The sequence below is a fragment of the Nitrosomonas sp. ANs5 genome (genome assembly GCF_050584665.1).
Classification (GTDB): Bacteria; Pseudomonadota; Gammaproteobacteria; order Burkholderiales; family Nitrosomonadaceae; genus Nitrosomonas.
Genome location: NZ_JBEUDO010000004.1, coordinates 17,886 through 30,683 on the forward strand (window position 1 = coordinate 17,886; position 12,798 = coordinate 30,683).

Below are 12,798 nucleotides of genomic sequence, written 5' to 3' on the forward strand. Positions count from 1 at the left end.
GCCAGATGCGCCTGCAGGGTATGCGGGCGGCCCAGTTAGAACGGGAGCTGGGCATCGGGTTTTGCATGCAGAATCACCTCGCGGAATGCCTGCTGGATGCGTGCCAGAGCGGTCTGGTCATTTGCTTCGAAACGCAGCACGGCAACCGGTGTGGTATTGGAAGCGCGGATCAGGCCAAATCCATCCGGGTATTCAACGCGCAGGCCATCAATGGTGATGACCCGGTCGGCACCGGCAAAGTGTGCTTCGCGTTGCAGCTGCGCGATCAGCGTGTGATTTTCGCCTTCTTTGAGTTTGATCTGTAATTCTGGGGTATTGAGCGTATCGGGCAAGGCATGCAGGGCTGCAGCCAGATCGGCTTGCCTGCTGAGCAACTCCAGCAGCCGTGCGCCGGCATACAGACCATCATCGAATCCATACCAGCGTTCCTTGAAAAAAATATGGCCGCTCATCTCGCCGGCGAGCAGCGCACCCGTTTCCTTGAGTTTGCCCTTGATGAAAGAATGGCCGGTTTTCCACATAATGGGCTGGCCGCCATGCTGTTCAATCCAGGGCGCCAGGTTGCGCGTGCATTTGACATCAAAGATGATCTGGCCGCCCGGATTTCTGGAGAGCACATCGGCGGCAAACAACATCAGCTGGCGATCGGGATGGATGATGCTGCCATCCTTGGTGACGACGCCCAGCCGGTCTCCATCGCCGTCGAAAGCGAAACCGATTTCGGCGTCACTGGTTTTGAGTGTCTGAATCACATCCTGCAGGTTCTCGGGGACGGATGGATCCGGGTGGTGGTTGGGGAAGGTGCCATCGACCTCGCAAAACAGCTCAATGACTTCGCACCCCAGCCGGCGATACAATTCGGGCGCGAATGCGCCGGTTACCCCGTTGCCGCAATCGACGATGATTTTGAGCGGCCGCGCGAGCTGGATATCGCTCGCGATGCGTTGCCAGTAACTGTCGGCAATCGCTTGCTGGCTGTAATTGCCTTCGCCATGCAGCAGGTCGCCGGTTTCTATACGGATGCGGAGTGCCTGAATGGTTTCCGCAGCCAGGGTTTCGCCGCCCAGGACAATTTTGAGGCCGTTGTAATCCGGCGGGTTGTGACTGCCGGTGACCATGACGCCCGAGTAATCGCTCAATTCGTGTGCGGCAAAGTAAAGCATGGGAGTGGCCACCATGCCGACATCAATGACATGGATGCCACTTTTCTGGATGCCCCGGGTCAGCGCCGCAACCAGCGCCGGGCCGGACAGACGGCCGTCGCGACCGACTGTGATGGTGCTGAGCTGGCGGGCACGGGCTTCGGAGCCAATGGCATGGCCGATGCGTTCTACCACATCGGGGGTCAAGGCGGTGTCGACAATTCCGCGGATATCGTAGGCCTTGAAGATTTCGTGTGGAATGCTGTTCATATGGCGTTGCCTCTACGGTTCGATGATCTGGGGTGCAGTGCCCGCGACGGGTTGCATGGGGTCAATGATGCCCTGCGATGGGTCCGCCTTTGAGGATGTAGCGTGTGCCGCAATAAGGACACATGGCCTCGCCGCTGGCCTCGATCGAGAGAAAAACACGCGGGTGCCAGCTCGCCGGATCCATCAGTGGATTGGGGCAGTGCAGCGGTAAATCGTCCGCAGTGATTTCAATTGTGCTTGGATAGGTTTGGGGGGAGGGATTGCTCATTGATTACTCCATCTGATTCAGTTATACGTAATGCAGCCAGCTGGCGTGTGCATCTGATCTGCCATTGACACAATCGAAGAACAGGGTCTGTAACCGTTCAGTAATGAGACCGCGATTGCCGCTGCCGATCGTGCGGCAGTCCAGCTCGCGTATCGGTGTGATTTCCGCCGCCGTGCCGGTGAAGAAGGCTTCGTCCGCGCAATACACTTCATCCCGGGTAATGCGTTTCTCAATGATTTCGATGCCGATTTCCTGCGCCAGTTCGATGACCGAGGCGCGCGTGATACCTTCCAGGCAGGCTGTCAGGTCGGGGGTGTAGAGCTTGCCATGCTTGACGATGAAAATGTTTTCACCCGAGCCTTCCGCGACATAGCCATCCACATCGAGCAGCAGCGCCTCGTGATAGCCGTCTTGCGCAACTTCCTGATGGGCCAGAATCGAATTGGTATAGGTGGCGACCGATTTGGCGCGGCACATGTTGATGTTGACGTGATGGCGCGTGAATGAGGAGGTCTTGACCCGAATACCCTTTTCCAGACCATCCGCCCCCAGATAGGCGCCCCAGGGCCAGGCAGCCACCGCGACATGGACGGACAAATCCCGGGCGGACAATCCCATCGCTTCCGCGCCGTAAAAAACGATCGGGCGGATATAGCCGGAAATGAGACCGTTATGCCTGACGACATCCCGCTGGGCCTGCATGAGGGTGGCTTGATCGAAAGGGATTTTCATTTTGAAGACATGCGCGGAATTGAATAAGCGCTCGGTGTGCTCCGGCAAGCGAAAAATGGCCGAACCGCCGGGCGTCTCGTAGGCGCGCAACCCCTCAAACACTCCCATGCCGTAGTGCAGGGTATGGGTCAGCACATGTGTCGTGGCATTCCGCCACGGAACCAGCTCCCCGTCGTACCAGATAACTCCATCGCGGTCCGCCATTGACATTCTGAAACTCCTGAAATTAGATCAACAAATTATAGGTAATAAGTGAATGGGAAGCGTCCGGATTGCCGTATGGCGCTGAGTGGTTTCTGGTTTCGCCATGGACAGCGATCGATGCTTCCCTGAATAAACTTTGCCGTATTCTAGCTTATTTTTTTAATGACAATGGCAGGACATGTTAGCGTAACCGGACCGAAGGCAGGCGAAAAAGTGCGATAATTTTGTTTCACGATTTTAAATGTCACTTTTGTTACCCAATATTTCGGGATTGTTTACATGCAACCACTTCATTTTGATGTACTCATCATCGGCAGCGGTCTGGCCGGATTCACGCTCGCGCTGAATTTGGCAAAAACCCAGAAAGTTGCCCTGGTTACCAAAAAGGGGCTGCATGACAGTTCCAGTGCCTGGGCACAGGGCGGGATAGCCGCCGTGCTTTCGATTGAGGATACGCCGGATGCGCATATCCAGGATACCCTGATCGCCGGGGGAGGGTTGTGCAATGAAGCGATGACACGCTATATCGTGGAGAATGGGCCGGATGCCGTCAGATGGCTGATTGCTCAGGGTGTGGATTTTACCCGGGATGCTCATAACGAGACCGGTTATCATTTGACCCGGGAAGGGGGGCATAGTGTGCGCCGCATCATCCATTCCGAGGATGCCACCGGCAAAGTGATCCAGCACACACTCGACAAGCAGATCGCCAGCCATCCCAATATCGTGGTGCTGGAACAGCATATCGCCATCGATTTGATCACCAGTGCAAAATTGACCCATGGCGATCAAAAGGATAATCGTTGCCATGGGGCTTATGTGCTCGATATCCATGCTGGTAAAGTGCGCACGATTGCCGCCAGCAACACGATTCTGGCCACTGGCGGTGCGGGCAAGGTCTATCTGTACACGACTAATCCCGATGTGGCGACCGGTGATGGCATTGCCATGGGATGGCGGGCGGGATGCCGTGTCGCCAACATGGAGTTCATCCAGTTCCACCCGACCTGTTTATACCATCCACATGCCAAATCCTTTCTGATCAGCGAGGCGGTCAGGGGGGAAGGGGGCGTATTGAAACTGCCCAGCGGCGAGCGTTTCATGCCCTGGCACGATGCGCGCGCCGAGCTGGCACCCCGCGATATCGTCGCGCGCGCGATCGATTTTGAAATGAAAAAACGCGGGCTGGATTGTGTCTATCTGGACATTTCCCACCAACCCGCCGATTTCCTTACCCAGCATTTTCCGACGATCTACAAGCGCTGTCTGAAGTTGGGTATCGATATCACGCGCGAGCCGATTCCGGTTGTGCCGGCCGCACACTACACCTGTGGCGGCATCGTGACCGATCATCGTGGCAGGACCGATCTCGACAATCTGTACGCGGTCGGTGAAACCGCACATACCGGATTGCACGGCGCCAACCGCCTGGCCAGCAATTCCCTGTTGGAATGCCTGGTGATCGGTCTGTCGGCGGTCGAGGACATACTGACGCGCGAGCCGGCACCGGAACGGCCCCTGCCAGGCTGGGATGAAAGCCGCGTGACCGATGCGGATGAGGAAGTCGTCATCTCGCACAACTGGGACGAATTGCGCCGTTTTATGTGGAGCTATGTCGGGATCGTGCGGACCAACAAGCGTTTGCAACGCGCATTGCATCGCATCAACTTGTTGCGCGGAGAAATCCATGAGTACTATTCTAACTTCCGGGTGACGAGCGATTTGCTCGAGTTGCGCAACCTGGTATGCACCTCTGATCTGATTGTGCGCAGCGCGATGTGCCGGCAGGAAAGCCGGGGGCTGCACTATAGCCGGGACTACCCTGATACGTTGTCGCAAGCAGAGAATACGATCCTGCATCGCTGATCGCATGGCAAGCAAGCAGTGCATGGGCCAGGATACCGCTGGGGCACGATGGGGAAGATGGCGTTGCCGGTGGCTCCGGGTTGTTGACTAGAACAGGGAAACTATATTGAACCTATGGATGCAGAACTGAAGTTACTGGAAGAAAAAATCGATCGGCTTGTACAGCTTTATCAGGACGCTCGCCAGGAAAACTCCCGATTGTGCCGGTTGCTTGAAAATGCGGAGGCGGCCAATCATCAATTAGCCGAGAGAATGGGGGCTGCCGCAGGACGCCTTCAGACCTTGTTGAACAATCTTCCCGAGAATTGATATGGCGCATGAAACGACGCTGGATGTGACCGTGATGGGTCGAGAATTTCGTATTCATTGTACCGAGGCCGAGCGTGAAGGATTGCTGCTTGCGGTCTCCTATCTCGAGCAAAAAATGCAGGCAATCAAGCAGGCGGGCAAGATCGTGGGAACGGAGCGCATTGCGATTGCTGCCGCGCTCAGCATTACTCATGAACTGCTTAATCTGCGCGCTGGCAAAGGTTTTGACATCAAGGAATTTAAGCGTAGAATTGAATCTATGGTGTCCAAATTGGACAATGTGCTTTCCGGGCAAGACCACCCTGATACGCTGAAGTGATTTTCCCTGGAGCAGTGCAGATCCGTTTATCCCTGCGGTGTTAGTTAAGATTTGTATTCTTTGAACCAATTCTTACAGCATGGTTGCTAGTCAAATGGTTGTTGTTGTGAGCGTCTTTTATTAGATGCGCCTGATGCAACCGGCCGGCGACCCTCTTGGACCCTATGGTTCAAGACATCAATCTGACGGCATTCGCGGGGACCTCCGCTTTCAGATTTTTCTCGACAATCCAATCAATCCAACTATCTGTTGAAGATGCGTTACTGGCTGATGAAGTCCGAGCCGTCGGAAATGAGCATTGACGGTCTGGCCTCGAGACCGGGTCAAACGGTTGCCTGGGATGGCGTGCGCAACTATCAGGCACGAAATTTCATGCGTAACCAGATGCAAATCGGTGATCGGGTGCTTTTCTACCATTCAAGCTGTCCTCAGCCGGGAATCGCCGGAATTGTGGAAGTTTCCGCGCTTGCCTACCCTGATGAAACGCAATTTGATCCCGGCAGTAAATACTACGATCCGAAATCAACTCGGGAGCATCCGCGCTGGTTCAATGTCGAGGTCAAGTTTCTCAGAAAAACCAGGCTGCTTTCGCTCAAGGAGCTGAGAAGCTATCCGGAGCTTGTCGGCATGCGTATCCTGCAGAAGGGCAACCGGCTCTCCATCACGCCGGTCGATCCGGCCGAATGGGCGTTTATTCTGGAAAAGCTGTAGTTTTGTTTTCTGCTAACGTATCTCTGAAGCCCCCATACCAGCCAAGCTGGCGGTTGATCGATCTGCGATTTAAGCGGAAGGCATGCAGCTTCCGAGAATTTGGGGTATTTTTGGGGAGCGGGAACTGGGGTTAAATTGGTGCTTATGTGTTTGTTTGTTCGCGCCATTCCAAGAATTGCAATACCAGGCTATAAAGCACCGGAAATACCAGTAGCGTGAGTATCAGCACCGTTAGCATACCGCCCAATGTTGGCGCGACGATACGCTGCGTGACATCGGCACCGGCACCGGTCGCCACCATGAAAGGAATTAAGCTCAGCATCGTCGTGAAGGCGGTCATGGCAACCGGGCGTACGCGTAGGGCCGTGGCCGCTTCGACCGCCTCCTTGATTTCCGCCGCCGTCAATGGCGTCTGCTTTTGCTTGCGTAGTCTGGCTATTTCGATATCGATGAACCTCAATACCATTACTCCAGTTTGAGCCGCAGTGCCAGCCAGCGCGATAAAACCGACATAAACGGCCACCGACAGATTGAAGCTATACCAATAGACTAACCAGATGCCGCCGATCAGGCCGAAAGGGATCGTCAACATCACGATGACCGGTTCGACAAAATTCCTGAAAGTAAAATACAGCAGTAGCAGAATCAGCGACAGCGTCAGCGGAATCACGATACGCAGCCGTTCCGCAGCCCTTTCCATATACTCGAACTGGCCCGACCAACTTATGGTGTAACCTTTGGGGATTTCAATCCGTTTTGCCAGTATCTTTTTGGCTTGTTCGACATAACCGCCAATGTCGGACGTTTTGATATCGACATAGATCCAGGTGTTGGGCCGAGCATCTTCGCTTTTGATGCTGGGCGGTCCGCGATTCAGTTCAATGGTGGCAACCTGGGCTAGCGGGATTTGCGCGCCTTGGGGTGTCGGTATCAGTACGCGCTTGAGGTTTTCCTGGTCGTCGCGCAATTCGCGCGGATACCGCAGATTGACCGGATAGCGTTCCAGGCCCTCCACTGTTTGCGTGATGTTCTCGCCGCCGATCGCGCTTTGTATGACATCCTGTATATCGCCGACGGTCAGGCCATATCGCGCTGCCTCGCTGCGGTCGATGTTGAAATCCAGGTAATAGCCGCCGACCGCGCGGTCGCCCATTGCCGACAGGGTATCCGGCAGATTTTTCAATTCTTGTTCGATGCGTTCGGTGATGACCTGTAAAACGGTCAGGTCGGGACCGGACACTTTGATACCGACCGGGGTTTTGATGCCGGTCGACAACATGTCGATACGATTTCTGATCGGCATGGTCCAGGCGTTGGCCATGCCGGGAAAGCGAATCGCCCGGTCCATTTCTGCGACGAGTTTTTGCTGGGGCTTGCCGGGGTCGGGCCATTCCGTTCGGGGCTTCAGATGGACGATCGTTTCGATCATTGACAGCGGGGCCATATCGGTCGCGGTTTCGGCGCGCCCGATTTTACCGAACACATGATGCACCTCGGGAAAGGTTTTCAAGATTTTATCGGTTTGTTGCAGCAGTTCCTTGGCTTTGGTGATCGAAATGCCCGGAAACGTGGTCGGCATGTACAGAATATCGCCTTCATCCAACGGCGGCATGAACTCGCTGCCTAGCTGGGACAGCGGGTACAGTGTGCTGGCCAGCAGCAGCAAGGTGATTAGCAAGCTGACGCTACGATTGCGCATCGCCAGTTTCAAGACCGGCGAGTGGACGGCATGCAGAAAGCGGTTGGCCGGATTTTTGCGTGCCGGAATGATTTTGCCACGGATACAATAGCCCATCAAGACCGGCACGACCGTGATCGTCAATAGTGCCGCGGCCGCCATCGCGTAGGTTGCGGTGAAGGCGAGCGGGCTGAACATGCGCCCTTCCTGCGCCTGCAGTACGAAAATGGGTATAAACGACACGGTGATGACTAATAATGAAAAAAACATTGCTGGTCCAACTTCCTTCGATGCCGTGGCAATAGCCTGCCAGCGCTCTTGTCGCGTTAGTTCGGCCTGCTTTTTTTTGGTGGCTTCGGCCAGATGTTTGTGGGCGTTCTCGATCATCACGATGCCGCCGTCGACCATGTCGCCTATTATGATCGCGATACCGCCCAGCGACATGATATTGGCGTTGATGCCTTGCAATTTCATGACGATGAAGGCCATGAGCACAGCCAACGGCAGGGTGATCACGATCACCAGCGACGAGCGCAGATGCAGCAAAAATAAGCCGACCAGCACGCAGACGATGATGAGTTCCTCGGACAGTGCCTGATATAAAGTGTCGATCGCACGTTCGATCAAATCACCTCTGTCGTAAACCGGTACGATCTCGACTCCTTCGGGCAGGCTTTGCTTGAGTTCTTCCAGTTTTTCCCGCACGCCGAGAATCGTGGCCAGGGCGTTTTCACCGAAACGCATGATCACGATGCCGCCGACGACTTCCCCTTCGCCGTTCAGCTCGGCGATGCCCCGGCGCAACTCGGGGCCGATTTGCACGTGTGCCACGTCCTGTATGCGGATCGGCGTGCCGTTATTATCGACGCCGAGCGGTATGATTTTGATGTCTTCCAATGAGCGAATATAGCCCGGTGCGCGCACCATGTATTCGGTTTCAGCCATTTCCAGCAAGCGGCCGCCGATGTCGTTATTGCTGCGTTTGACGGCCTGTTTAACTTGCGCCAGCGAAATGCCATAGGCGGCCAGCGCATTCGGATCGATCTCGATCTGATATTGTTTGACGAAGCCGCCGACCGGCGCGACTTCGGCAACGCCCGGCACGGTTTGCAGCGGATAACGCAAATACCAGTCCTGTATCGAGCGCAATTCTGCCAAATCGTGCTGCCCGGTCTTATCGACCAGGGCATATTGATAGACCCAACCGACCCCGGTCGCATCCGGACCCAATGACGGGTTGACGCCTTGTGGCAAGCGCTCGCGGATGTAATTCAAATATTCCAGGACGCGTGAACGGGCCCAATAAATATCGGTGCCGTCCTCAAAAATGACATAGATGATCGATAATCCGAAATCGGAATTGCCGCGAACGACTTTGGCCTTCGGCACGGCCAGCATCGCCGTGGTCAACGGATATGTGACCTGGGTTTCGACAACTTGCGGCGCCTGCCCTGGATATTCGGTGAACACGATCACTTGTACGTCGGATAAATCAGGTATTGCATCCAGTGGAATGGTCTTGAACGACCAAAATCCGGTCACAGCCAGCAGCACCGCCGCCAATAAAACCAAAAAACGGTTTTGCAACGAACTGCTGATGATGGCCTTAATCAAGGCGATGCTCTCCACTATCGTGGTGCATCGGCGCGTCCAGCATTTTCGCGGTCGCTTCGCGCAGTTTCGATTCGGAGTCGATCAGAAATTGCGCCGAGATGACAATTTCCTCGCCTTCGTCGAGGCCGTCGAGAATCGCTATCCGGCCGTCTGAATCCAAGCCTAATTGAACTTGACGGGGCTCAAACTTACCGGGCTCCCTGACCACGAACACTTGGTTGCGGGTGCCGGAACGGATGATTGCTTCGGTGGGCACGGTCAGCGTCTTGTATTGTTTTTGTGTCAATATCGTTACGTCGGCGAACATGTCCGGCTTCAATAAACCTTCGGGATTATCGAGCACCATGCGGATCCGGTTGGTGCGAGTTTGTCTTTCGGCGTAGGGATAGATGAATTCGACCCGACTTGTGAAAACGTGTCCTGGAACGCCGATCAAACGGATTTCGGCTGGATCGCCAAGCCTGACCCAAGGCAATTCGTATTCATAGACGTCGGCGTAAACCCAGACTTTGCCGACATTGGCTATCGTGAAGATTTCGGTGTCCGGCGTAACATACTGACCTTCTCGGGCATCAATTTGAATCACGATGCCATCGGTCGGTGCGTGAATATGCAGGCTCTTGATGATACGTTTTTTATCAGTCAATTCATGCAGTTGATGGTCCGGGACATCGAGCAATTGCAAACGTTTCCGAGAGCTTGCCAGGAGATCGTCTGCACCCCGGCGGATGCTTTCGAATGGGCTATTCGACAGAATCTCTTGGTTTTGCAAGGCCAAAACGTATTCCTGCTGAGCGGCGACCAATTGCGGCGAATAAATACTCAACAAATCGGCATCTTTTGCGACCCACTGGCCGGTTTTATCGACATGCAGTGCTTCGATCCAACCGGCTGTTTTGGGATGCAACCGAAAGATGCGCTCTTCGTCATAATCGACCCGGCCGACCGCGCGCACGTTTCGGGTAAGTGTGGTCCGCGCGACCTTTGCGGTTCGCACGCCGATGTTTTGTACCGTGACCGGATCGATTCTGACCGTACCGGGCTCTGTGGTGGTTTGTTCATCCGCGTATACCGGAACATAGTCCATTCCCATTGAGTCCTTGGCCGGCACTGGGGAGGTAATCGCCGGATTCATCGGATGCCGGTAAAACAAGGGCTGTCCGGGCCCCGGTTCTTTATCGTCAAGCGGAGTCTTGGTATGGTCAGGGCCATGCACCTTGAGGAACAGGCCTTCAAGATTGCCGGCCAGCCAATAACCCAGGCCGATACCTGAAACCAGTATCAGCAAACCGGTAACCCATAACCACTTATTCATAAATGCCTGCCTGGCCAGTCGCAGCGACAAGCTGCGCCAGGGCCTGGTTGGCTTCGATGAAGGACTGCCAATATTGCGCTTCGTAATCGTAGACAGTGATCTGGCTGCGTATCAGATTCAGAAAGTCGACTTTATTGACTTGATAACCGGCCAGCATCGATGCGACTGTTTGCTGGGCCTGCGGAATGATGCCGGTTTCATACAATAGCACTTGTTCCTTGGCACGCCGGTAGTCGTTGCTGGTTTGCGATATTTGTTTGCGGATGCCGTTCCATTGATCCTGCAGGGCGTATTGTTCGCGCATCAGCTCGCTCGTGGACTGGCTTACGCCCTGGGCTTGTTTTTGCCCGTAAAATATCGGCACATTGATGCTGACGCCAAGACTGAGCAGATCCGACCGCCGGCTGCCATCGGGCATATTGTTCCGGGCGCCGTAAGCAACGCTAACATTAAAATCCGGTAATATTGCTTTTTTTGCCAAATCCAGCTTGGATTTGGCAGCGTTGACCTTTTCCCGTTCGCTTGCGAGTAAAGGTCTGTTGGTTTCGGCCAATTGATAAAGCACTTGATCGCCATGAATGTCGGGCAATTGCAACGATACCTTAGTAGGTAACCGCACTGCGTTGTCGCCAGGCCGGTCCAATAGGGCATTCAAGCTTGCCGCGGCATTGCCGCGCAGGCCGTTAATCTTGATTTTCCGATCCAGCAGTTTCGATGATTCGAGTTGCGCGAGCAAGACATCTTGCTGCAGGCCGTCGCCGACTGCATATTTTGTGCCGGCAATATCGACCAATTGCTGCAAGAGCATCAGATTGTTATCGGTGATTTCAAGCAAGCGGTCCAAATAAAACAGCTGCCACCAGACAGTTTTGACATCGCTTTGCAGGCTCAGGCGCCATTCCTCCTCACTGTGGGCAGCGGCCTGTGCTTCATAAGCCGCCGCTTGCTCACGCAAGGCCAGTTTGCCAGGGAAGGGGATGACCTGTGAAATTCCGAAGCCGATTTGCGCCATGGGTTCTTTCCGGGTATCGAAATGATCGACTGGCAAGTTCATGACATTGAAGCCGATGACAGGATCGGGCAGGGATCCGGCTTGGGAAGGAATGGCCGCCAATGCTTGCGCGGCAGCCTTGATCCGGGCCAGGCTGGGATTGTTTTGCTGTGCCTGGGCAAGCGCAGCCTCGAGTGTCAGAACGGTATCTTCTTCAGCCGAAGTTGTGCTGGAAATGACAATCAGTAGAATTGCGATGCCGCGTATCAAGTATTTCCGTGCTGGCATCAAAGCCCCCTATGCACGTTTATCCCGGATTTTTCATTATAGCTGTATATCTCAGCCCGTCACGCCACCTTTCTTGAGTGGATAGTGCTTGCCATCACGCAAGATTGACTAGCATAGTATGCTTCTGTGCAAAATTTTTAGTAGGAATAGGACGCTCGGCATAATCCGATTGCGTTTCGTGGCGCGCGAACGCACCCTGAAACAGTTGTTGCTGCGCATACCGGTTCACTCATTCCTGAATTACGGATATAGACATGGAAGCATGGTTCATTTACTTACTGACTGGCGGTGTGGTCGGTTTTTTTGCTGGGTTGCTGGGTATCGGCGGTGGTTTGCTGATGGTGCCGATTCTGGTTTCCGTGTTCGTGTCGCTTGGCTTTCCGGATGACCGCATCCTGCATTTGGCGCTGGGCACCACCACCGCGATTATCGTTTTGACCTCGATTGCCAGTCTGCGCGCGCACCATGCGCATGGTGCCGTCAATTGGTGGATCGTGCGCTATATCTCGCCTGGTATCATCCTGGGTGCGCTGGCGGGTTCTACTCTGGCCGGGCAGCTTCCAAGCCAGGTTCTGGGCATGATCTTTGTGCTGTTTATCTATTGCGCAGCCACGCAAATGTGGCTCAATATCAGGCCCCATGCCGGCTATTCGCTGCCGGGCAAAGCCGGTATGTTTGTGGCAGGCGGCTTGATTGGTGCGGTCTCCAGTCTGGTGGCCATTGGCGGTGGGTTGCTGACGGTGCCGTTTCTGGTCGCCTGTCAGATCGGGATGCATCATGCGATCGGTACGGCGGCCGCAGTCGGTTTTCCGGTCGCCCTGGCCAGTGCCGTCGGCTATGGTCTCAATGGTATGATACAAACACAACCGTTGCCGGAATATGCATTGGGGTATATTTACTTGCCCGCATTCACCCTGGTCGCAATGGCGAGCGTGCTGACCGCGCCGCTGGGCGCGAAAACCGCACATGTTCTGCCAACCGCTGCACTCAAAAAAATTTTCGTCGGGCTGCTGTATCTTTTGGGGACCAAATTGCTGCTCGATTTTTGGAATTGATTTCGTATTTTCAGTGACCACGCATTATTAATCATC

11 protein-coding genes and 1 other RNA gene are annotated in these 12,798 nt (G+C 54.6%); 6 read left to right on the top strand and 6 right to left on the bottom strand.

All coding sequences use genetic code 11. The annotated features are described in order from the left end of the window. Window positions 1-35: 35 nt before the first annotated feature. The 3 genes from ABTW62_RS01765 to ABTW62_RS01775 form a co-directional block, all read right to left on the bottom strand. On the bottom strand, window positions 36-1,412 hold the full coding sequence (locus ABTW62_RS01765; RefSeq protein ID WP_430902860.1) for a phosphomannomutase/phosphoglucomutase: 1,377 nt from the start codon (window positions 1,410-1,412) through the stop codon (window positions 36-38). Window positions 1,413-1,473: 61 nt separating this feature from the next. Next, window positions 1,474-1,680, bottom strand: coding sequence for a zinc-finger domain-containing protein (locus tag ABTW62_RS01770; protein ID WP_430902861.1), 207 nt, complete (start codon window positions 1,678-1,680; stop codon window positions 1,474-1,476). Between the two features lie 21 nt (window positions 1,681-1,701). After that, window positions 1,702-2,622 (bottom strand): branched-chain amino acid transaminase, encoded by a 921-nt coding sequence (locus ABTW62_RS01775; RefSeq protein WP_430902862.1) that lies wholly within the window; start codon window positions 2,620-2,622, stop codon window positions 1,702-1,704. Window positions 2,623-2,895: 273 nt separating this feature from the next. On the opposite strand from ABTW62_RS01775, the gene nadB reads away from it, so the two are divergent. From nadB to ABTW62_RS01800, 5 genes are all read left to right on the top strand, one after another. Beyond that, complete coding sequence (gene nadB, locus ABTW62_RS01780; RefSeq protein WP_430902863.1) at window positions 2,896-4,482, top strand: L-aspartate oxidase; 1,587 nt, start codon at window positions 2,896-2,898, stop codon at window positions 4,480-4,482. A gap of 114 nt (window positions 4,483-4,596) precedes the next feature. After that, on the top strand, window positions 4,597-4,791 hold the full coding sequence (locus ABTW62_RS01785; protein ID WP_430902864.1) for a hypothetical protein: 195 nt from the start codon (window positions 4,597-4,599) through the stop codon (window positions 4,789-4,791). Between the two features lies 1 nt (window position 4,792). Further along, window positions 4,793-5,110 (top strand): cell division protein ZapA, encoded by a 318-nt coding sequence (locus ABTW62_RS01790; protein ID WP_430902865.1) that lies wholly within the window; start codon window positions 4,793-4,795, stop codon window positions 5,108-5,110. 26 nt (window positions 5,111-5,136) lie between these two features. Next, window positions 5,137-5,315: non-coding RNA, 6S RNA (ssrS, locus tag ABTW62_RS01795), on the top strand. A 50-nt stretch (window positions 5,316-5,365) separates the two neighbouring features. Next, window positions 5,366-5,821, top strand: a complete 456-nt coding sequence (locus ABTW62_RS01800) for an EVE domain-containing protein (RefSeq protein ID WP_430902866.1) — start codon at window positions 5,366-5,368, stop codon at window positions 5,819-5,821. 142 nt (window positions 5,822-5,963) lie between these two features. On the opposite strand, the gene ABTW62_RS01805 is transcribed toward ABTW62_RS01800, so the two are convergent. The 3 genes from ABTW62_RS01805 to ABTW62_RS01815 are packed head-to-tail and all read right to left on the bottom strand — an operon-like array spanning window position 5,964 to window position 11,707. Next, window positions 5,964-9,113, bottom strand: coding sequence for an efflux RND transporter permease subunit (locus tag ABTW62_RS01805; RefSeq protein WP_430902867.1), 3,150 nt, complete (start codon window positions 9,111-9,113; stop codon window positions 5,964-5,966). Further along, the gene (locus tag ABTW62_RS01810) at window positions 9,106-10,428 is read right to left on the bottom strand and encodes an efflux RND transporter periplasmic adaptor subunit (RefSeq protein WP_430902868.1); all 1,323 of its coding nucleotides are present in this window, start codon (window positions 10,426-10,428) and stop codon (window positions 9,106-9,108) included. Before ABTW62_RS01810 ends, ABTW62_RS01805 begins: the two co-directional genes overlap by 8 nt. After that, on the bottom strand, window positions 10,421-11,707 hold the full coding sequence (locus ABTW62_RS01815; protein WP_430902869.1) for a TolC family protein: 1,287 nt from the start codon (window positions 11,705-11,707) through the stop codon (window positions 10,421-10,423). The genes ABTW62_RS01810 and ABTW62_RS01815 overlap by 8 nt, the downstream gene beginning before the upstream one ends. A 254-nt stretch (window positions 11,708-11,961) precedes the next feature. On the opposite strand from ABTW62_RS01815, the gene ABTW62_RS01820 reads away from it, so the two are divergent. Next, complete coding sequence (locus ABTW62_RS01820; protein ID WP_430902870.1) at window positions 11,962-12,762, top strand: sulfite exporter TauE/SafE family protein; 801 nt, start codon at window positions 11,962-11,964, stop codon at window positions 12,760-12,762. Window positions 12,763-12,798 lie beyond the last annotated feature (36 nt).

Bases quoted from the DNA above. Each gene is read 5' to 3' on its own strand.
- ABTW62_RS01790 (WP_430902865.1), top strand. From the start codon at position 4,793: ATGGCGCATGAAACGACGCTGGATGTGACCGTGATGGGTCGAGAATTT.
- nadB (WP_430902863.1), top strand. From the start codon at position 2,896: ATGCAACCACTTCATTTTGATGTACTCATCATCGGCAGCGGTCTGGCC.
- ABTW62_RS01765 (WP_430902860.1), bottom strand. From the start codon at position 1,412: ATGAACAGCATTCCACACGAAATCTTCAAGGCCTACGATATCCGCGGA.
- ABTW62_RS01810 (WP_430902868.1), bottom strand. From the start codon at position 10,428: ATGAATAAGTGGTTATGGGTTACCGGTTTGCTGATACTGGTTTCAGGT.
- ABTW62_RS01820 (WP_430902870.1), top strand. From the start codon at position 11,962: ATGGAAGCATGGTTCATTTACTTACTGACTGGCGGTGTGGTCGGTTTT.
- ABTW62_RS01800 (WP_430902866.1), top strand. From the start codon at position 5,366: ATGCGTTACTGGCTGATGAAGTCCGAGCCGTCGGAAATGAGCATTGAC.
- ABTW62_RS01770 (WP_430902861.1), bottom strand. From the start codon at position 1,680: ATGAGCAATCCCTCCCCCCAAACCTATCCAAGCACAATTGAAATCACT.
- ABTW62_RS01785 (WP_430902864.1), top strand. From the start codon at position 4,597: ATGGATGCAGAACTGAAGTTACTGGAAGAAAAAATCGATCGGCTTGTA.
- ABTW62_RS01815 (WP_430902869.1), bottom strand. From the start codon at position 11,707: ATGCCAGCACGGAAATACTTGATACGCGGCATCGCAATTCTACTGATT.
- ABTW62_RS01775 (WP_430902862.1), bottom strand. From the start codon at position 2,622: ATGTCAATGGCGGACCGCGATGGAGTTATCTGGTACGACGGGGAGCTG.